Genomic DNA, 19,769 nt, shown 5'->3' with positions numbered 1-19,769 from the left:
GCTCAGGCCTGGCAGACCGGGCACCAGAAGAGACGACGAGCGGCGACGAGCGCGTCCTGGACCGCGGTCCCGCAGACCCGGCACGGGAGCCCGGCGCGGCCGTAGACGTAGTGGGCGTCGACGCGCCGCGGTCGGCCCGCGGGCCGTTCGCGGTCCTCGGGGAGCGTGGTGATGATCCGTCCGGCTCGTACGCCCGCTCGCAGGAGGCCGACGAGGTCGTCCCACACGCCGTGGAGCTGAGCGGCGTCGAGGTCGCGTCCCGGTCGGTAGGGGTCGAGCCGCTGCCGGAACAGCACCTCCGCCCGGTAGACGTTGCCGACGCCCGCGACCACCGACTGGTCCATCAGCAGCGTGGCGATGGGCGCCCGGCTGCGGAGCACGCGCGCGACGAAGCGCTCGACGTCGGGCCGCCGCCGGAGCGGGTCGGGACCGAGACGTGCGAGCACCACCGCGCGCTCGGCGTCGGTGAGCACCTCGCACGCCGTCGGCCCACGCAGCTCGAGCCAGTGCCCCTCGCCGAGCAGGCGCAGCCGGAGCGCGCCGCGCGGCGGGGGAGCGGGCAGGGCGCCGTCGCGGAACTTCCCGTACAGACCGAGGTGCACGTGGAGCCACAGGTCGTCGTAGCGGTGGAAGAGGTGCTTGCCCCACGCGTCGGTGGCGTCGAGCACCCGGCCGTCCAGGACGCGCGCACCGTCCTCGAAGCGGCCCTGCGGGCTGTCGACGCAGACGCGCTGTCCGACGAGCAGCCGGTCGTGGCGGCGGGCGAGGCGGTGGATGGTGTGTCCCTCTGGCACGAGCCGATCGTCGCCGACCGCTCCAACCCTGCGAGCATGACGGCATGAGCCGCACCGACCTCCGTTCCGTCGTCGCCCAGCGGCCCGTGGTCCTCGACGGCGGGCTCGCGACGCTGCTGGAGCAGCACGGGCACGACCTCTCGAGCCACCTGTGGTCGGCGCGTCTGCTGCGTGACGACCCGCGGGCCGTCGAGGACGCCCACCGCGAGTTCTTCGCCGCCGGTGCCGAGGTGGCGACGACGGCGTCCTACCAGGTGTCCTTCGAGGGCTTCGGAGCCGACGGCGTCGGGCGCGACGAGGTCGAGGCCCTGCTGCGCCGCAGCGTGGACCTGGCCGTCGCCGCCCGGGACGCCGTGGCGCCCGACGGCTGGGTGGCCGCCTCGGTCGGCCCGTACGGCGCCGTGCTGGCCGACGGCTCCGAGTACCGCGGCGACTACGACCTCGACGTGGCCGGCCTGCGGGCCTTCCACCGGCCACGGCTCGAGGTCCTCGCCTCCACGGTCGGCGACGGCGCCGACGTGCTGGCCGTCGAGACGATCCCGTGCCTGGCCGAGGTCGAGGCGGTGCTGGCCGAGCTCGACGGGAGCGGTGTGCCGGCCTGGCTGTCGCTCTCGGCGGCGGGCGGTCGCACCCGGGCGGGGGAGCCCCTGGAGGAGGCGTTCTCGATGGCCGCCGACGTGGCCGAGATCCTTGCTGTCGGGGTCAACTGCACGACGCCGGCCGACGCGGGCTCGGCCGTGCCGCTCGCGGGTGCCCACGGGCCGGTCGTCGTCTACCCCAACTCGGGCCAGTCGTGGAACGCCGCGACGAGGTCGTGGGAGGGCGAGTCGGCCTTCCACCCCGACGAGGTGTCGGCGTGGGTGTCGGCGGGCGCGCGACTGGTGGGGGGATGCTGCCGCGTCGGGACCGACGACGTCGCCGCGCTGCGTGCCGCACTCACGTCGTGAGGTTCAGCCGCTGAGGACCACGAGCCGCTGCGTGGCGCGCGTCATCGCGACGTAGCGGTCCACGGCGCCGGTGATCCCGTCGCCGAACGAGTCGGGCTCGACCAGGACGACGAGGTCGAACTCGAGCCCCTTCGCCACCTCCGGCGCCAGCCACCGGACCCGGTCGAGCCCCTGCTGGTCGAGGAGGGCGCTCCGGCGTCCGTCACGAGACCTCTCGACCGACCTCTCGATCACCACGGCCGTCCCCTCCGCGTTCTCGGCGAGCCAGGAGCGCAGGACGTGCTCGAGGGCGGTGACGGGGGAGTGGAGCACCGGCACGCCGCTCTCCCGGATCGAGGTCGGCACGTTGACCTCGGGCAGCGCCGCGCGGATCACCGGCTCGGCCTCGGCCATGACCTCCGCGGGCGTGCGGTAGTTGATGGTGAGGGGAGCCACGGCCACCTCGGGGAGTCCGACGCGGGCCAGACGGTCGTTCCACGACTCGCTGAAGCCGTGTCGTGCCTGGGCGCGGTCGCCCACGACGGTGAGGCTGCGCGACGGGCAGCGGCGCAGCAGCATCTGCCACTCCGCGTCAGTGAGCTCCTGGGCCTCGTCGACGACCACGTGCGCGAACGGTCCCGCCAGCCCGTCGGTGTCGGCCGCCGGCAGCGCGCCGTCGTCGACCAGCGCCGTGCGCAGGTCGTCGTGCACCAGCATCGACACCAGCCCCTCGCCGTACTCGTCGGCGCCGCTCTCGCGGGCCGTGGTCCGTAGGTCGTCGATCACCTCGCCCATCCGGGCACGCTCGCGCGCCTCGGCGGCCTGCGTACGGCGTCGACGCCGCGAGGCCTCAGGGTCGCCGAGGCGCAGCCGTGCGGCGTCGAGCAGCGGCAGGTCGGCGTACGTCCATGCCTCCGGGTCCTCGCGACGCAGCGCTCGAACGGCGTCGGGCTCCAGCCACGGCGCGCAGTGGCGCAGGTAGGCTGGGACGGTCCAGAGGTCACCGACGAGGTCGGTGTGCTCGATCAGCGGCCAGGCGCGGTCGAACGTCTCACGCAGTCCGGCGTGGCGGTCCAGGACGGCGTGGAGCTGGTCGCGGGAGATGTCCTCGACGACGTCAGCGGCCTTGTCGAGCAGGATCGCGAGCACCGCGTCCCAGACGTCGTCGCGCGCGAGGTTGTGCGGCGTGCCGGGGTCGGGGGAGTCGAAGGCCTCGGTCCACTCGGCCGTCGTGATCCGTACGTCCACCCACGGCGTCTCGACGAGGTAGGACGCGGTGGGGGGCTCCTCGTAGAGCGCCACCGCCGGCTCGATCGCGGCCACCATCCGCACGTCGGCCTTGAGCGTGGCGACCCGCTCGTCGGGCTCGGGACCCGCGGTCGCCGACTGCGGCACGAGGTCGCCCAGCGTGCAGGTGCGCACGCCTTCCTCGCCGAGGCTCGGCAGCACGTCGCCGACATAGGCCAGGTAGGGCTGGTGGGGACCGACGAACAGCACGCCGCCCCGACGGTGCCCCAGCCGGGGGTCCGCGTAGAGCAGGTAGGCGGTGCGGTGCAGCGCGACGACCGTCTTCCCCGTCCCGGGACCTCCGTCGACCACGAGGACGCCGTGCGAGCCGGCACGGACGATGGCGTCCTGGTCGGCCTGGATGGTGCCCAGCACGTCCCGCATCCGGGGCGTACGGCTCGCGCCGAGGGTGGCGAGAAAGGCCGACTGGTCGTCGAGGGCCGCCGTGTGGACCAGTGCCTCCTCGGTGTACGCCTCGTCCCAGTAGTCGACGATCCGCCCGCCGGTCCAGCGGTACCGGCGACGGCTGGCCAGCCCGCGCGGGTGTGCGTGGGTCGCGGCGAAGAACGGCTCGGCCGCCGCCGAGCGCCAGTCGACGAGCAGCCGGCGACCGTCCGGCGCGGAGAGACCGAAGCGACCGATGTACGTCGGCACCTCCCGGTCGACGTGCACGATCCGTCCCAGGCAGAGGTCGAGGTCGTAGCGCCGCAGCGCACGCAGCCGGGCTGACAGCCGGTGGACCTCCTGGTCGCGCTCGAGCGCGGCGGTGCCGTGGCGGGCAGGCATGCGCCTGACCTCGGCGAGGCGAGCCTCGAGCTCCGAGACGGCGTGGGCGAGGCCGTCGGCGATCTCACGGAAGTGGGCGCGGTCGGCGTCGACGAGCGCCGGGGCGGACTTGGCCGCGAGGGCGTCGGGGAGGGCGAACGGGAACGTGTCCTGCGGAGCGCGAGGCGGCATCACGCCCTGCAGTGTGGGCGCCACCGGGGGGCTTGCGGCAAGCCCCCCGATGGCCTATACGTTGAGAGTGGAGGCAGCCGAGGCCGTCGGATCCGTCCCGATCCTGGCGGCCATGGGGATCCGTGTCGTGGAGGTCAGGCCGGGCTTCGCGGCGGCCGAGCTGCCGCCGGAGCCCAACACCAACCACTTCGGCGTCACCTACGCCGGCTCGCTCTTCAGCGCGGCCGAGATGCTCGGTGGCATGCTGTGCCTGGCGTCCTTCGACCTCGAGCCGGGAGGCGAGCTCGCCGGGTTCGTACCGCTCGTCAAGGAGTCGACGATCCGGTTCCGTCGCCCGGCACTGGGAATCGTACGGGCTGCCGCGTCGTTGGCCGGGGACGAGATGTCGCGCGTACGTGCGGACGCGCTGGCGACGGGCAAGGGCGAATTCGTCCTGGAGGCCACGCTGACCGACGCACAGGATGACGTGGTGGCGACGACCGTCGGGACGTACCAGCTGCGCCGTCTCGGCTGAGCGCTGCCTCACCCGATCCGGACTCGGAGGGGGTTTCCGACTCCCGGAGGGGTTTGCAACCGCCTCCAGGAGCCAGTTTCCCCGCTCGAGCGGGGAAACTGCGAGGAAACCAATAACACGGTTCGCCGATAACTGACATTATGTCAGATAGTCCGGGTCCGGGAACCACACCAGTGTGATCCCCGCGGTCAGGCCGGTCCCCTAGGTTGGGACCCATGCCTGACATCCCGACGTACGCCCTCAACGACGGCACGACGATCCCCGCGATCGGATTCGGCACCTATCCGCTGCGCGGCGAGGCCGGGACCTCAGCCATCCTGAGCGCCCTCGAAGTCGGTTACCGGCTCCTCGACACGGCGGTGAACTACGAGAACGAGTTCGAGGTCGGCGAGGCGATCCGTCGCTCGGGCCTGCCCCGTGACGAGGTGCTGGTCACCTCCAAGATCCCCGGCCGGCACCACGCGTACGACGACGCCGTCCGCTCGGTGCGCGACTCGCTGCAGCGGCTCGGTGTCGAGCAGACCGACCTGCACCTCATCCACTGGCCGAACCCCAGCCAGGGCAAGTACGTCGAGGCGTGGCGCGCGCTCGTCCAGCTCCAGAAGGACGGTCTGGTCCGCTCGATCGGCGTCTCCAACTTCACCGAGGAGCACCTGCACCGGATCATCGACGACACCGGCGTCGCGCCGGCGGTCAACCAGGTCGAGCTCCACCCACGCTTCCCGCAGGAGCAGCTCCGCGGGGTCCACGAGCGCCTCGGCATCCGGACCGAGGCGTGGAGCCCGATGGGCAAGCGCCGCGCGCCGCTCGACGAGGACGCCGTCACCGCGGCCGCGCGGGCGCACGAGGTCTCCCCCGGTCAGGTGATCCTGCGCTGGCACGTGCAGCTGGGATCGCTGCCGATCCCCAAGTCCGCGGACCCCGAGCGACAGCGGCAGAACCTCGACGTCTTCGGCTTCGAGCTGGCCGACGACGAGATGGCGGCCGTCTCCGCGCTCGCCGAGCCAGACGGTCGTCTGTTCGGCGGCGACCCCGACACCCACGAGGAGATGTGACGAGGCGCTGGCTACCATCACGGCCATGCTGAAGCGACTCGCCACTGTGGCCGCCTGCCTGTCCGTGCTCGTCCTGTCCGCCTGCGGCAACGAGGCCGACGGATCGGAGACCGCATCGGACTCCTCCGAGACGTCCGGTGAGACGTCGGAGGAGACCTCGGAGGAGCCTGCGGCATCCGGCGAGACCACGACCTGCGAGTACCCCTCCGACGGCCAGGAGCCGGCCAGGGACGTCGAGGCACCCGAGACCGAGGCCACGGCCGAGGGCACTGTCCCGGCGACGATCACGACCAACTTCGGCGACATCGGCCTCACCCTCGACGCGGCGAGCGCGCCGTGCACGGTGAACTCGTTCGTCTCGCTGGCCGAGCAGGGCTTCTACGACGACACCCCGTGCCCGCGCATCGGCGACATGGACGGGTTCGGCATCCTCCAGTGCGGCGACCCGTCCGGCACCGGCGCGGGCGGCGCCGGCTACTCGTTCGCCGACGAGCTCAGCGGCGACGAGACCTACCCCGCCGGCACCCTGGCCATGGCCAACGCCGGCCCGGACACCAACGGGTCGCAGTTCTTCCTGGTCTTCCGCGACTCGCAGTTCCCGCCGAGCTACAACGTCTTCGGCACGATCGACGAGGCCGGCCTCGAGGTCCTCACCGAGATCGCGGCCGTGGGCAACGACAACTCCAACCCGGCCGGTGGCGGCGCGCCCAACGAGGACGTCACCATCGAGGAGGTCACGATCGGCTGAGGTCCACCCCACGACCAGGGACGGGGCGGGACCTTCAGCCCTCCCCCTTCGCGTCGGTGCGGTGCAGGCTCGGCGTCATGGAGCACGAGATCACCGTGGTGGACCTGACCGAGCAGTCGACGGCCGTCGTGCGCAGCCGCGCGTCGGTCGACACGATCCCGGAGGTCCTGGGCCGTACGTTCGACGCGGTCGCCCGCGCCGTGGCGGACCAGGGCGGGCAGATCACCGGCCCGCCCTTCGCCCGCTACGGGGCGATGGACGAAGCCGGCTGGGACCTCGAGGCCGGATTCCCCATCGACTCCCCGCTGCTCCCCCAGGGCCAGGTCGAGCCCTCCAGCCTGCCCGCGTGCCGAGCCGTGCGGCTGGTGCACACGGGCCCGTACGACACGGTGGGCGAGGCCTGGAGCGAGGCGACGTCGTGGCTCGACGAGCACGGCTACACCGCTACCGAGGCCCCGTGGGAGTGCTACCTCGACGAGCCCGGCGTGACGCGGCCCCGCACGCTCATCCTCATGCCGTGCGCGGCCCGTCCGGAGTCTGCTCGTAGGTGACCGGCTCGCCCAGCTGCACCGTGCGCGAGACAGTGCAGAGGCGGTCGCGCGACATCTCGATCGCCGACTGCAGCCGGCCGCGCGCCGCGTCGCCGTCCGGCCCCTCGGGGAACGCGACGTCGAACGAGATCCGGATGCCGGTCAGGTGGTTGCCCTGCTCGTCGCGGACCTTGCGGCCCTCGGCGCGGACGTCGAACGCCGTGCTCCGGGCGCGCTTGTGCGTGATCGCCTCGACGTCGAGCGCGCTGCACCCGGCCATGGCCGCCAGCAGCAGCTCGACGGGGGTGAAGTCGGGGTCCTCGCCACCGGTGCCGAAGAAGGTCTCCCCTCCCCTGGCGTTGGTGGCCTTGAAGCGCGCCGGTCCGATCCGGGTGATCTCGACGCTGCGCAGGGTGTCGTCCGTCATGACGACCACCCTGCCAGAGGGTCAGCGGATGGCGCGACGCGCGGCGCGACGGGCACGCCGCTCCTCGCGACGGGCGATCTCCACGGTGCGCAGGAGGGCACGGTCCTCGGCCGAGCGAGCCCGCGAGTCAACGAGGCTGAAGGCGAGGTGCAGCTGCGTGGTCATGGAGATCTGTCCTTTCGAGGGCTTCTGTCCCTCACGAGATGTGTAAGAAGTGGCCGCCCCATTGCGACTCTTACATCCTACGGTTACGGAATCGTTATCCAGCACCACCGAGCACGTGACGTCGGACACCGGGCGGCTAGGGTCGCAGCGTGACGAGCGAGCGCGTGAGACGGCCCGGACCGTCGGTGCGCACCCGCGTCACGGAGCACTCCGACGACGCGCCCGTGGCGCGCGAGGACCGCCTCATCACCGAGGAGCCGTTGGAGATCCGCGTACGGGTCGGCGGCCTCGAGCCGCAGCGCGCCTGGGTCACGATGCGCACCCCCGGCCACGACTTCGACCTCGCCGCCGGCTGGCTGGTCAACGAAGGGCTCGCCGCACCCGACGCGGTGACGCAGGTGGCCTACTGCACGGACGTCGACCTCTCCCCGGAGCAGGAGCTCAACGTCGTCACGGTGTCGCTCTCCGGGGGCACCGCGCTCCCCCACCGTCATGCCGCCGTGTCCGCGGGGTCGTCCGCGTGCGGCGTCTGCGGCAAGGACAGCGTCGCCGACGCCCTCGCCACCCGGGCCGCCGCCCCGTGGCCCGGCCCGCGGCCCGGTGCCGACGTCGTACGCCGGCTGCCGGGGGCGCTACGCACGCACCAGACCCTGTTCGCGCGGACCGGTGGCGTGCACGCAGCCGGACTCGCCGATGCGGACGGCACCGTGCTGGTCGTGCGCGAGGACGTCGGGCGCCACAACGCCGTCGACAAGGTGGTCGGCGCGCGAGTCCTGGCCGGCCGGGCCCCCGCGGCCGCGTGCCTGGTGCTCAGCGGTCGGGTCGGCTTCGAGCTCGTGCAGAAGGCGGCGGCCAGCGGCATCGGGTCGATCGTCGCGGTGGGTGCCCCGACGAGCCTCGCCGCGCGACTCGCAGCGGAGGCGGGCATCGACCTGTGGGGCTTCACCTCCGAGAGCCGTGCGGTGCGCTACGGCTGAGCCTTGACCGAGGCTCCGACCGGGCTTGATCCATCCCGGCGGCGTGGTGGCCAGCCACTGTCGGTCCCGCGATCTACCGTCGACCCGTGCGCATCCTCCACACCTCCGACTGGCACCTCGGGAGGTCCTTCCATCGCGAGGACCTCTTGGGCCACCAGGCTGCGTTCGTCGACCACCTCCTCGAGGTCGTCGCGACCGAGGCGGTCGACCTGGTCGTGGTCTCGGGCGACGTCTACGACCGCGCGCTCCCCCACGTCGACGCGGTCGCCCTCGCCGACGAGACGTTCGCCCGCCTGGCGTCCTCCCGGGCCCAGGTGGTCGTCAGCAGCGGCAACCACGACAGTGCCCAGCGTCTCGGCTTCGGCTCGCGCCTGATGGACGCGGCCGGCGTCTTCGTCCGCACCGACGCCGCGTCCGTGGGCACGCCGGTCGTGCTGTCCGACCGCCATGGCGACGTCGCCGTCCACGCCCTCCCCTACCTCGACCCCTCCGCGCTCCTCGAGCCGTGGGGCCTGCCCGCCCGGAGCCACGAGGCGGCGCTCTCGGAGGCGATGGCGCGCGTGCGCGCGGACCTCGCCACCCGCCCCGGGACCCGGTCGGTGGTGCTCGCCCACGCGTTCGTGGCGGGCGCCACGCCGTCCCAGTCCGAGCGCGACATCAGCGTGGGTGGCGTGTCACGCGTCGCGACGAGCCTCTTCGGCGGCATCGACTACACCGCCCTCGGCCACCTGCACGGTCGCCACGTCCTCGCCGACGGCCTGCGCTACTCCGGCTCCCCGCTGGCCTACTCCTTCTCCGAGGCCGACCACGTCAAGGGTTCGTGGATCGTCGACCTCGACGCCAGCGGTCTCGGGTCGACGCAGTGGATCGACGCACCGGTCCCGCGTCGCCTCGCGCGACTCAGCGGCACGCTGAAGGCCCTGCTCACCGACGACTCGCTCAGCGCCCACGAAGACGACTGGGTGCAGGTCACCCTCACCGACGCCCGACGCCCGGCGCGGGCGATGGAGCAGCTGCGCCGCCGGTTCCCCCACACCCTGGTCCTGCAGTTCCCCGGCGCGGCCGCCGGCGGGCTCGTGCCCCACCGCCCGGCCCCCGGCACCAGCGACCACGCCATCGCCCTCGACTTCGTCCGACACGTGCGCGGGTCCCGGGCGACCAAGGCCGAGTCGGCGCTCCTGCGCCAGGCGATCGACGCGTGCTGCCACGACCCCGAGCAGGACACCGCCGTACGCCCCTCCACCGACACCGCACGCATCGGAGGTCCGGCATGAGGTTGCACCGGCTCGAGGTCGTCGCCTTCGGCCCCTTCGCCGACCTCGTCTCCATCGACTTCGATGCGCTGTCCGACGCGGGGCTGTTCCTGCTCAGCGGGCCCACCGGCGCGGGCAAGTCCAGCATCCTCGACGCGGTGTGCTTCGCGCTCTACGGCGACGTCCCCGGCGACCGGGCCGTGGCCAAGCGGCTGCGCTCCGACCACGCCGCTCCCGACGTCGTCCCGCGGGTCGTGCTCGAGGCAACGCTCGCCGGCCGGCGGTTCCGCATCGACCGCTCCCCCGCCTGGGTCCGTCCCAAGAAGCGCGGAGCCGGCACGACCACCGAGCAGGCGCGCGTGGTGATCTCCGAGCGGCGCGCGGGGGCGAGCGGCTCCGACGACGACGCCTGGCAGCCACTCAGCACCCGTCTCGACGAGACCGGCCACCTCGTCACCCGGTTGGTCGGGATGACGCTCCCCCAGTTCTGCCAGGTGGCGCTGCTGCCGCAGGGACGCTTCCAGGCCTTCCTCCGCGCCCGGTCGGAGGAACGGCAGGCCCTGCTGCAGCAGGTGTTCCAGACAGGGCGGTTCGACCGCACCGAGAGGTGGTTGCGCGAGCGTCGCGTCGAGCTGCGCCGGGCCTCCGAGGAGCACCGCGCCGCGGTCGCCGACCTGGTCAGCCGGACCAGCGAGGTGGGTGGCGACGCCGCACCCGACGACTGGGTCAGCGCCCCGGCCTCCCTCGCCGCATGGATCGACGCGCTCACCGAGGCAGCGGTGACCGCGTCCGTCGAGCAGGCACTGGCGGTCGAGGCCGCGTCGGCCGCCGAGGTCGCTGCGGCCCAGGCCAGCGCAGCCGGCATCGAGCTCGCCGGCCTGCGCGCGACCCACGCAGCGGCTCGTCGGTCCTGGGCGGCGCTCGAGGCCGCCGCGCAGGAGCACGCCAGTCGCAGGCGCCGGGCCGACAAGGCCCGACGGGCCGCGTCGGTCCTGTCGCTGCACCACCTCGCGGTCCAGTCGCGCGCCGACGTGGCCGACCTCGAGCGCGACTGCTCCGCAGCGCTCGGCACGCTCGTCGGCCTCCTCGACGAGCCGTCGCTCGACGCGGACGCCGTGGCCGAGCGGCGCCGCGCAGCCACCGAGGCCCTCACCGACATCGCGCGGGTCCGCCCGCTCCAGCGCCAGGCAGCCGACCTCCAGCGACAGCTGTTCCGCACCGACAAGGCCCGTACGACCACTCGCGACGAGCTGCAGCGGGTCGAGGAACGCCTGACAGCCGTCCCCGTCGAGCTCGCCGAGGTCCTTCCCGCGCTGGAGGAGGCACGCGCCGCCGTCGCCGCGACCGAGGTCCTCGAGCGCGACCTCGTCGTGCTGCGTTCCCGCACACGCGCGGCGCGGACGGCAGAGACGCTCACCACGCAGCTCGCGAGTGCCGAGCAGGCACTCGCCGAGGCGTCGACCGCCCGGCTGCTGGCACGGGAGGCGCTCGTCGAGATCCGTGAGCAACGCCTGGACGGGATGGCCGCCGAGATCGCGGTCAAGCTCGCCGTCGGTGCGTGCTGCCCGGTGTGCGGCTCCGCCGAGCACCCCTCGCCGGCCGCGCCCGCACCCGGCGCGCCGGACGACGCGGCCGAGCGGGAGGCCCGCCGCGAGGTCGACGACCTCGAGGTCGTCGTCGAGGCCCACGCCCAGCAGGTGCGCGGGCTGGAGACCCGCCTCGCCGCCGCGCTCGCGGAGTCCGGCGACACGGTCGAACGGCTCCTGGTCGCCGAGGGCGACCTCCTCTCGCGCCTCGACCGGGCGCGTGCGGACGGCGCCGGCGTCGAGGCGCACGCGAGCCGGGTCGCGGCGCTCGAGGCCGAGCAGGACGCGCTGAGGCGTGAGCGGGACGCCCACGTCGCGGCGCTCGCGCGGCACGACACCGAAGCCGCCGTGCTGTCGTCCCGGATCGACGACCTGCACCAGCAGGTCACCGCGGTGCTTCCCGACGGGATCGGCGGCGCCGGACCGGACGCCGACCTCGACTCCCTAGCCGCACACCACCGGGAGGTCGAGGGGCTCGCCCAGCGCCACGCGGACCTCACCGCCGAGCTCGTGCGGGCGCGGGCCACCGCGACCAGTACCCAGGAAGCCGCCGACGAGGTGGCAGCCTCCGCAGGGTTCGACTCCTCCGCCGCGGCAGCCGCGGCCTGGCTGGACGAGTCCGAGCTGTCCGCCCTGCTCCAGGCCGTCGAGCGCCACGAGCGCGAGGTGGCCCGGGTGAGCGAGCTGCTGGCCGACGACGACCTCGTACGCTCCGCCCAGACGGACGCGCCCGACCTCGAGGCGCTCGCCCAGGCCCACCACCGTGCCAAGGAGGAGGCCGCAGCAGCCCGCCAGCGCGACATGGCTCTTCGCGACCGGGGACGCCGGCTCCGCCGCCTCGCCGCGGAGATGGCATCGGCGCTCGAGGCGTGGCAACCGGTCCTCGCCGAGCTCGACCTCGTCACCGACGTGGCCGCGATGGTCGAGGGCAAGCACGCCGACAACCGGCTCCAGATGCGCCTGTCGGCCTACGTCCTCGCGCACCGGCTCGGGCAGGTCGTCGACGCCGCGAACCTCCGGCTGTCGACGATGAGCGACCAGCGCTACTCCCTCGTCCACACGGGCCGGCGCGGCGCAGGCGAGACCCGCGGCGGCCTGAGCCTGCTGGTGCGCGACGACTGGACCGGCGACGACCGCGATCCCGCGACGCTCTCGGGCGGTGAGACCTTCGTCGTGTCCCTGGCCCTCGCCCTCGGCCTCGCCGACGTCATCACCGAGGAGGCCGGCGGCACCGACCTCGAGACGCTGTTCGTCGACGAGGGCTTCGGATCGCTCGACGCCGAGACGCTCGAAGGTGTCATGGACACCCTCGACACCCTGCGCGACGGCGGTCGTGTCGTGGGCGTCGTCAGCCACGTCCCCGAGCTCCAGACCCGCATCCCCACGCAGCTGCGGGTGCACCGCGGGCGCACCGGGAGCCACGCGACCCTCGCGCTCGGCTAGGTTCGTCCCCATGAGTGCGCCCGGGCTCGACCCGACCTTCAGCGACCTGCCGCACCGCCGGCTCGGCGAGGTGGCCCTGACCCGGGCCCAGGAGCTCGGCGTCAGCCACGCGGACTTCCGGTTCGAGCGCAACCGCTACCAGTACCTCGGCGCCCGCGACGGCGTCCTGCAGACCGCCAGCGACGCCGAGGACCTCGGCTTCGCCGTCCGGGTCGTCCACGAGGGCGCCTGGGGCTTCGCGTCCGGGGTCGTGCTGACCGAGGACGAGGCCCGCCGGGTGGCGGAGACCGCCGTGTCGGTCGCCAGGGTCGCCGCCGCGATGACGACGACGCCCGTCGTGCTGGCCCCGGAGCCCGTGCACGACGACGTGACCTGGATCTCCGGCTACGACGTCAACCCCCTCGACGTGCCCACGCGCGACAAGGCGGCGCTGCTCGTGGACTGGACCGAGCGGCTGCGCTCCGGCGCTGCCGTCGCCCACGCCACCTCGTTCCTGCAGCAGGTCCAGGAGAACAAGTACTACGCCGACCTCGCCGGCACCCGTACGACCCAGCAGCGCGTACGCCTGCAGCCGGGCTTCGAGGCGACCGGCGAGGACGCGCAGACCGGGGTCTTCGACTCCATGGCCTCCATCGCCCCTCCCGTCGGTCGCGGCTGGGAGTACCTCACCGACGGGCACTGGGACTGGGACGCCGAGCTCGCCGAGGTCCCCGAGCTGCTGGGCGAGAAGCTCCGCGCGCCCAGCGTCGAGGCCGGGACCTACGACCTCGTCGTCGACCCGTCCAACCTCTGGCTCACGATCCACGAGTCCATCGGCCATGCCACCGAGCTCGACCGCGCGCTCGGCTACGAGGCCAACTACGCCGGCACCTCGTTCGCGACCTACGACAAGCTCGGCACGCTGCAGTACGGCTCGCCGGTGATGAACGTGCGCGGCGACCGCACGCACGACCACGGTCTCGCCACGGTCGGCTACGACGACGAGGGCGTGCAGACCCAGGCGTGGGACATCGTGCGCGACGGCGTCCTCGTGGGCTACCAGCTCGACCGCTCCATGGGCCACCTCAAGCCCGAGCTCAACGGTGGGCGGTCCAACGGCTGCGCCTACGCCGACTCCCCCGGCCACATCCCCATCCAGCGGATGGCCAACGTGTCCCTCATGCCCGGCGCGGACGACCTCTCCACCGACGACCTGATCTCGCGTGTGGAGCGCGGCATCTACGTCGTCGGCGACAAGTCGTGGTCGATCGACATGCAGCGGTTCAACTTCCAGTTCACCGGCCAGCGGTTCTACAAGATCACCGACGGCAAGCTGGACGGCATGCTGCGTGACGTGGCCTACCAGGCCACCACGACCGACTTCTGGGGCTCCATGGAGGCCGTCGGCGGTCCGGACACCTGGGTGCTCGGCGGGGCGTTCAACTGCGGCAAGGCCCAGCCCGGGCAGGTCGCGGCGGTCAGCCATGGCTGCCCGACAGCCCTGTTCCGAGGCGTCAACATCCTCAACACCATCGACGAGGCAGGCCACTGATGACGACCTCCCTGCGCACCACGGCCCAGCAGCTCGTCGAGCACGCGCTCGCGGCCTCCAGCGCCGACGACTGCATCGCGATCGTGCGTGACGTGACCAGTGCCAACCTGCGCTGGGCCAACAACACCCTGACGACCAACGGCGTGATGACCGAGATCTCGGTGACGGTCGTCAGCTTCGCCGCGGTCGAGGGCGGCATCGCGACCGGGTCGGTCTCGGGCAGTGCCTCGACGACCGACCAGGTCACGGCTCTCGTCCGGGCCGCGGACGCCGCCGCGCGCGCCGGGTCGCCCGCGGAGGACGTCGCCGAGCTCGTCGCCGACACGACGTCGCCCGACTGGGACCTCGAGCCGGAGACGACCGACATCGGGGTCTACGACGCGTTCGCCCCCGCCCTCGGGGAAGCCTTCAGCGAGGCCACCGCCGAGCGCCGGCTGCTCTACGGCTTCGTCAACCACGACGTCACCACGACCTACCTGGGCTCGACGCGTGGGCTGCGGTTGCGCCACGTGCAGCCCACTGGTCACTACGCCTGCACCGGCAAGGACGACGCGCTGACCCGCAGCGCCTGGACGGGGGGCGCGACCCGCGACTTCCGCGACGTCGACGCCGCCGCCATGGCCGCCACCGTCAAGCAGCGCCTGGGCTGGGCCGAGCGACGCATCGACCTCCCGGCCGGACGCTACGACACGATCCTGCCGCCCTCCTCCGTCGCCGACCTGATGATCGACGCCTACTGGGGCGCAGGGGCGCGCGTCGCCCACGAGGGCGAGTCCGTCTACAGCCGCCGCGGCGGCGGCACCCGGATCGGCGACAAGGTCGCGGCGCCGGGCGTGAGCCTGTTCTCCGACCCCCGCTACCCGGGACTGGAGTGTGCGCCCTTCGTGGTGACCGGGGCCTCCGACAACACCGACTCGGTCTTCGACAACGGGTTGCCCCTCGAGCGCACCGACTGGGTCCGTGACGGGCTGCTCACCGGGTTGATCCAGACCCGGCACTCGGCCCGGATGACCGGCCAGCAGGTCACGCCGATGATCGACAACCTCGTCCTGGAGGTCGCCGACGGTGCGGGCACTGTCGAGGAGATGGTCGCCGGCACGCAGCGCGGCCTGCTGCTGACGTGCCTGTGGTACATCCGCGAGGTCGACCCGCAGTCGATGCTCCTCACCGGTCTCACCCGCGACGGCGTCTACGTCGTGGAGGACGGCGAGATCGTCGGCGCGGCCAACAACTTCCGCTGGAACGAGAGCCCGATCGACCTCCTCAACCGGTTCAGCGCGGCGAGCGACACGGTGCCGAGCTTCAGCCGCGAGTGGGGCGACGACTACTTCTCGCGCACCGCCACGCCCGCCCTGCGGATCCCCGACTTCAACATGTCGAGCGTCTCGCAGGGCGTCTGACCCCGCGCTCGGGGGTCAGCGCAACCGCTGCACTCGTACGCGATGGTCGTCGCTGTTGTCGCCGTCGATGTCGGAGTCACGCGTGCGCGAGATGTGCCGCAGCTTCTCCCGGTCCCCTTGCACCGGCTGGGCGGAGATGAGGGTGTCGCGCTCGTAGGCGTGCGACTTGTCGGTGTTGCGGTAGTAGCGGTAGAGCGCCCAGTAGGTCGCCACCGCGCCGGCAGGACCGGCGGCCAGCAGCCACAGCGGCGCCTCGTCGCCCGAGGTGGCCATCACGACCTGGAGCACCACGTCGCCGATCATGCCGTCGCCACCAGGATCGCGCCGGCGATGCCTTCCAGGACCGTCCCGACGGTCAGGGCCGCAGCGATCAGCCGCGGCTGGGAGACCGGGATGCTGCCCATCGTCTCCCCCGTCCGCGCGTTGACCGCGATGTAGTGCAGCATCCTCGTGTTCTCCTGGTAGTAGGAGTAGAGCCACACCGGCAAGTACATCGAGACCCAGCGCGACCCGCCTACGTCGACCTTCTCGGCCTCCCACCGCACCCCGCGGTCGAACTCCCCCAGCGTGGCGTGGACCTGTGAGCGCCCGATGGAGAGCAGCTGGTCCTCCAGGACGGGCTCGAGGTCGCTCACGTCGAGGTCCCGCTTCTCGCTGGTGAAGCCGACGAGGTAGCTGGAGTTCCACTTCACGGCGTTCTTGGTGTCGAACGGCAGGATCGTGTTCACGATGTTGTTGGTCGTGTCCGAGCCGAAGCTCGCGCGGTCCGCGGCCCCCTCGATGGTGAGGTCGTCGACGGTGAAACCGACCGAGCGCTCGACCCGGTAGACGTCGGCGGCGTAGTAGGTCACCGAGCTGTCACCCTGCTTCTCGGTCCAGCGCCGCGTCTGCACCTCGCCCTCCCCGACGTACGCCGTCTCCGCCCGGGCGTCGATCACGAGGTAGGGCAGGTAGACGCCGAGGACGTTCTCCGGGACGAACTCCTTCTTGAACCGCGGGTGGGCGAAGAGCCGGCGCGACGACGCGAACTCGCGGATCTTCTCGACCGCCTCCTCGTGGGTCAGCCGGAACGGCAGCACCGCGTCGGGAACCGCACCGTTGGGCGTGCGCTGGTTGACGTTGAGGGTGTGCCGGCACCAGTGGCACCGCGCGTTCATCGCGTGCGCGGTGTCGACGACGACGTCCGCCCCGCAGCCGGAGCACGTCATGGTGATGACGTCCTCGTCGGAGGAGATCTCCTCGGCGCCGCCGGCGATGACGGTGCCCTCGAGGTCGTCGATCCCCACACCGAGACCGAACTCCTCCTCGACGCGCGACTCCTGCCACTGGTGCCGGCAGAACAGGCACACCAGCATCTCCGTCGACCCGCGCAGCCGTACGTCGGTCGAGCCGCACTTCGGGCACCGGTTCAATCCGTCAGCGAGGGACTCGTTGACGGTCTCGATGTCGGGGCCGGGTGCGGGCTCGGCGCGCGCCGCGGCGAGCTCGTCCTCCAGCGACAGCGGCGGGCCGTCGAACGGCGGGTCCCGCGGGTCGCGCGGTGGTGTCGGGTCCTGCGTCATCGGGGCCGTCCTCTCCGAGACCGGAGCCCTAGAGGCCCAGCGCCTTCGCCTTCGCCGCGTCGTAGTCCTCCTGCGTGATCAGACCGGCGTCGAGCATCTCCTTGGCCCGCTTGAGCACCGCGACCGGGTCCTCGACGGCCGGGGCCGCCGCCTCGGGGGCGGGCGCGGCGGCTGCGGCCTGCTGGGCAGGAGCAGGCGGCTGCGTGGGCTGCTGGAGCCCGCCGAGCCCCATCCCGCCGGTCGCCATGCCCATGCCGACGAGCCCCCCGGGCCCGGCGTTCTCGCCCGCGGCCTCGATCCCGGCGGCCACGGACGCCTGCAGGTTGGAGTTGCCGCGGGACCCGGACAGGGCGTCGGCACGCTGGACGTTCTTGAGCAGCTCGCGGGTGTTCTCGTCGTACTCGATCGAGATGATCGCCGTCTTGGCGATCTCCAGGCCGCGGTCGGTGCGCCAGCGGTAGTTCTCCTCCACCGCCGCCGACAAGGACTGTGCGAACCCGACCGAGTCCTGCTGGAGCCGGCTGATCCGGTTCCCCTTGGCCGGGTCGTTGGTGTACATCGAGAACGCCGGCGCCAGCGACGCGACGACCTCGTTGAAGAGCTGCTCGCCGGCCGGGTTGTCCAGGTCGGTGAAGTCGAAGACGCCCTTGCCGCTGATCACGTCCGCCGAGACGAAGTTGCGGATGAACGTGAGCGGGTCGGTGATCTTGAGGGTGTAGGTGCCGCGGGTGATCGCGCCGACCTGGGTGTTGAGGAACGCGTCGTCCCAGTAGATCTCCGACTGGGTGCCGAACTTGTTGTTGGGCAGCTCCTTGAGCGCCACGAAGACCGCGGTCTGCTGGGACCCGGGCCGGCCGCCGAACTTGAACCGCTCCCAGCTCTGCTTGATGATCGAGTCGACCAGGCCGCCGCCGGAGAAGACCGACTGCGAGGCGGCCTCGTCGGAGTCCCAGACGTAGCCGCCGGGCTGGGCGGCGAACCCGGTGAACGCCCCGTCCTCGATCAGGACCAGGCCGTATCCCTCCGGGACCACGATCTTGGAGCCGTTGGTGATCACGCCGTCCGAGGCGCTGGTGTTGCTGCCGCGCCCGGCGTTCTGGCCCTTCGCCACGGCGGGGAACAGCGCCGCGGTCGCCGGGAGCCCGTCCGGCACACCGTAGAAGTCGCGCCACTGGTCCGCGAGCGTGCCGCCGACGGCGCCGCTGACTGCCTGGAAGAGTCCCATGCCCATTCCCCTCTTATGGATGCACGTACGGGCGGTTCCACCCGGCGGCAACCCTAGCGCTCGCGCACCCACACGGGGAGGTGCCTCACGGCGGCGTTCAACGACGCGGATGGCCACCCGGGACGTCCACCTCGGGGTCGTACGGCGTGCGGGTGTAGACGAACGTGGCGCACTCGAGGTGGTGCACCGAGCCGTCGGGACCTCGCACCACCTCCAGCCGTTCTCCGCGGTGGTAGCCGAGGGTGCCGACGAGTCCTGCCTCGTCGACCTCGAAGCGGTCGGTCACCACGTTGCCGCGTGCCATGGCCCGCAGCTCCAGGCCGTCGTTGTGCCAGCGAACGTCGTACGCCGTGTTGCCCCAGAACCACAGGCCGGGGATGCCGCGGGCCGCTGGCGGCACGGCCACGGTGGGCCGCCAGGGCTCGGGCCGCGAGTCGTCGGCGTCCGGGTCGCCCTCGATCAGCGACACCGCGAGCTCGCGGGGGTCGAGCCCGGTCGTGGCATTGGCGAGCACCACGGCACCGATTCCGCTGCCGGGGTCGACGTGGAGCGCGGCGAGGAAGCCCGGCATCGAGCCGTTGTGCCCCACGAGGCGGCCGCCGGGATGCATCCCGAGCATCAGGCCGAGCCCGTAGTCGGACAGCACCGGCTGCTGCATCTCCTCCAGCGTGGCCGGTGCCAGCACGTCGGCGCGGGCACCACCGAGCACCTGGCCCCAGGTGACGAGGTCGGCGAGCGTGGACCAGAGCTGGCCCGCCGGCGCCATCGCGCCCGTGTCGGTGAGCGGCTCGTGGACCCGGATGCCGGTGAAGTGGTCGACGCTCCACCCTGGCTGCGCGCCCGGGCGGGGCAGGTAGGAGGTCGCGCGCATGCCGAGGGGCTGCAGCAGGCGCTCGACGACGAGGCGCCGCCACGGTGCCCCGAAGCGGCGGGCGACCACCTCGCCGAGCAGGCCGTAGCCGAGGTTGGAGTAGTGGAACCACTCCCCCGCAGCCGCGACCCGTCCGCTGCCGTCGTTGGCGCGCACCAGCGCGGCGAAGTCACCACCGCGGGTGCGCTCCCACCACGGCCCGCGCGGCTCGCTCTGCAAGCCCGAGGAGTGCGCCAGTGCCTCGCGGACGGTGACCTCGCCGTACCCGATGTCGCCGAGATGGGCCGACAACGGGTCGTCGAGGTCCAGCAGCCCCGCGTCACGCGCCTGCATCACCAGCGCCGCGGTCATCGTCTTGGTGATGGACCCGATGCGGTACTGGCCGTCCAGCCCGGGGGCCTGGCCCGCGCCGCCCGCCCAGACCGCGCCGTAGCGGTCGAAGACGGCACCGACCACGGAGGTCAGTCGGCTCTCTGCCTGGGCGACGTCGAGCAGGCGCTGGCGCTGGTCACTCACGG

Annotated in this window: 18 protein-coding genes; 10 read left to right on the top strand and 8 right to left on the bottom strand. The window is 72.7% G+C overall.

Translation table 11 applies throughout. The features are described 5' to 3' along the window. Positions 1–2: 2 nt before the first annotated feature. Positions 3–794, bottom strand: a complete 792-nt coding sequence (locus IE200_RS13435; protein WP_191279987.1) for an Fpg/Nei family DNA glycosylase — start codon at positions 792–794, stop codon at positions 3–5. A gap of 44 nt (positions 795–838) precedes the next feature. Here IE200_RS13435 and mmuM point away from each other — a divergent pair, with 44 nt between their 5' ends. After that, on the top strand, positions 839–1,741 hold the full coding sequence (mmuM, locus tag IE200_RS13430; protein ID WP_191279986.1) for a homocysteine S-methyltransferase: 903 nt from the start codon (positions 839–841) through the stop codon (positions 1,739–1,741). 3 nt (positions 1,742–1,744) lie between these two features. On the opposite strand, the gene helR is transcribed toward mmuM, so the two are convergent. Continuing rightward, positions 1,745–3,964 (bottom strand): RNA polymerase recycling motor ATPase HelR, encoded by a 2,220-nt coding sequence (gene helR / locus IE200_RS13425; protein ID WP_191280018.1) that lies wholly within the window; start codon positions 3,962–3,964, stop codon positions 1,745–1,747. 49 nt (positions 3,965–4,013) lie between these two features. On the opposite strand from helR, the gene IE200_RS13420 reads away from it, so the two are divergent. From IE200_RS13420 to IE200_RS13405, 4 genes are all read left to right on the top strand, one after another. Then, positions 4,014–4,478, top strand: coding sequence for a PaaI family thioesterase (locus IE200_RS13420; protein ID WP_191279985.1), 465 nt, complete (start codon positions 4,014–4,016; stop codon positions 4,476–4,478). 215 nt (positions 4,479–4,693) lie between these two features. Beyond that, positions 4,694–5,533 (top strand): aldo/keto reductase, encoded by an 840-nt coding sequence (locus IE200_RS13415; RefSeq protein WP_191279984.1) that lies wholly within the window; start codon positions 4,694–4,696, stop codon positions 5,531–5,533. Positions 5,534–5,558: 25 nt separating this feature from the next. Then, positions 5,559–6,281, top strand: a complete 723-nt coding sequence (locus IE200_RS21115; protein ID WP_191279983.1) for a peptidylprolyl isomerase — start codon at positions 5,559–5,561, stop codon at positions 6,279–6,281. A gap of 77 nt (positions 6,282–6,358) precedes the next feature. Then, positions 6,359–6,832 (top strand): GyrI-like domain-containing protein, encoded by a 474-nt coding sequence (locus IE200_RS13405; protein WP_191279982.1) that lies wholly within the window; start codon positions 6,359–6,361, stop codon positions 6,830–6,832. Here IE200_RS13405 and IE200_RS13400 read toward each other — a convergent pair. After that, the gene (locus IE200_RS13400) at positions 6,792–7,238 is read right to left on the bottom strand and encodes an OsmC family protein (RefSeq protein WP_191279981.1); all 447 of its coding nucleotides are present in this window, start codon (positions 7,236–7,238) and stop codon (positions 6,792–6,794) included. The two genes, IE200_RS13405 and IE200_RS13400, sit on opposite strands and share 41 nt — an antisense overlap. Positions 7,239–7,259: 21 nt before the next feature. Then, a complete protein-coding gene (locus IE200_RS13395) occupies positions 7,260–7,403 on the bottom strand; it encodes a hypothetical protein (protein WP_191279980.1) in 144 nt (47 codons plus the stop codon). A 149-nt stretch (positions 7,404–7,552) separates the two neighbouring features. Between IE200_RS13395 and IE200_RS13390 the strand changes: the two genes are divergently transcribed. From IE200_RS13390 to IE200_RS13370, 5 genes are all read left to right on the top strand, one after another. Beyond that, entirely contained in the window at positions 7,553–8,380 is an 828-nt protein-coding gene (locus IE200_RS13390; RefSeq protein WP_191279979.1) for a formate dehydrogenase accessory sulfurtransferase FdhD, read from the top strand. 86 nt (positions 8,381–8,466) lie between these two features. Further along, positions 8,467–9,654, top strand: a complete 1,188-nt coding sequence (locus tag IE200_RS13385) for an exonuclease SbcCD subunit D (protein ID WP_191279978.1) — start codon at positions 8,467–8,469, stop codon at positions 9,652–9,654. Then, a complete protein-coding gene (locus tag IE200_RS13380; protein WP_191279977.1) occupies positions 9,651–12,662 on the top strand; it encodes an AAA family ATPase in 3,012 nt (1,003 codons plus the stop codon). The genes IE200_RS13385 and IE200_RS13380 overlap by 4 nt, the downstream gene beginning before the upstream one ends. Before the next feature lie 10 nt (positions 12,663–12,672). Next, on the top strand, positions 12,673–14,193 hold the full coding sequence (locus IE200_RS13375; RefSeq protein WP_191279976.1) for a TldD/PmbA family protein: 1,521 nt from the start codon (positions 12,673–12,675) through the stop codon (positions 14,191–14,193). After that, positions 14,193–15,593, top strand: coding sequence for a metallopeptidase TldD-related protein (locus IE200_RS13370; RefSeq protein ID WP_191279975.1), 1,401 nt, complete (start codon positions 14,193–14,195; stop codon positions 15,591–15,593). The genes IE200_RS13375 and IE200_RS13370 overlap by 1 nt, the downstream gene beginning before the upstream one ends. 15 nt (positions 15,594–15,608) lie before the next feature. On the opposite strand, the gene IE200_RS13365 is transcribed toward IE200_RS13370, so the two are convergent. From IE200_RS13365 to IE200_RS13350, 4 genes are all read right to left on the bottom strand, one after another. Continuing rightward, entirely contained in the window at positions 15,609–15,896 is a 288-nt protein-coding gene (locus tag IE200_RS13365) for a hypothetical protein (protein ID WP_229856514.1), read from the bottom strand. Beyond that, positions 15,893–17,155 carry a TFIIB-type zinc ribbon-containing protein gene (locus IE200_RS13360; RefSeq protein WP_191279974.1) on the bottom strand — a complete coding sequence of 421 codons (1,263 nt, stop codon included), beginning with the start codon at positions 17,153–17,155 and terminating at the stop codon, positions 15,893–15,895. The genes IE200_RS13365 and IE200_RS13360 overlap by 4 nt, the downstream gene beginning before the upstream one ends. 28 nt (positions 17,156–17,183) lie before the next feature. Then, positions 17,184–18,380 carry an SHOCT domain-containing protein gene (locus IE200_RS13355; protein ID WP_191279973.1) on the bottom strand — a complete coding sequence of 399 codons (1,197 nt, stop codon included), beginning with the start codon at positions 18,378–18,380 and terminating at the stop codon, positions 17,184–17,186. Positions 18,381–18,477: 97 nt separating this feature from the next. After that, positions 18,478–19,767: a serine hydrolase domain-containing protein gene (locus IE200_RS13350; protein WP_191279972.1), complete on the bottom strand. Its 1,290-nt coding sequence runs from the start codon at positions 19,765–19,767 to the stop codon at positions 18,478–18,480. Between the last annotated feature and the right edge of the window lie 2 nt (positions 19,768–19,769).

It is taken from the genome of Nocardioides flavus (ex Wang et al. 2016) (assembly GCF_014653115.1).
Lineage (GTDB): Bacteria > Actinomycetota > Actinomycetes > Propionibacteriales > Nocardioidaceae > Nocardioides > Nocardioides flavus.
This window is presented reverse-complemented; position numbering and strand designations above follow the sequence as displayed.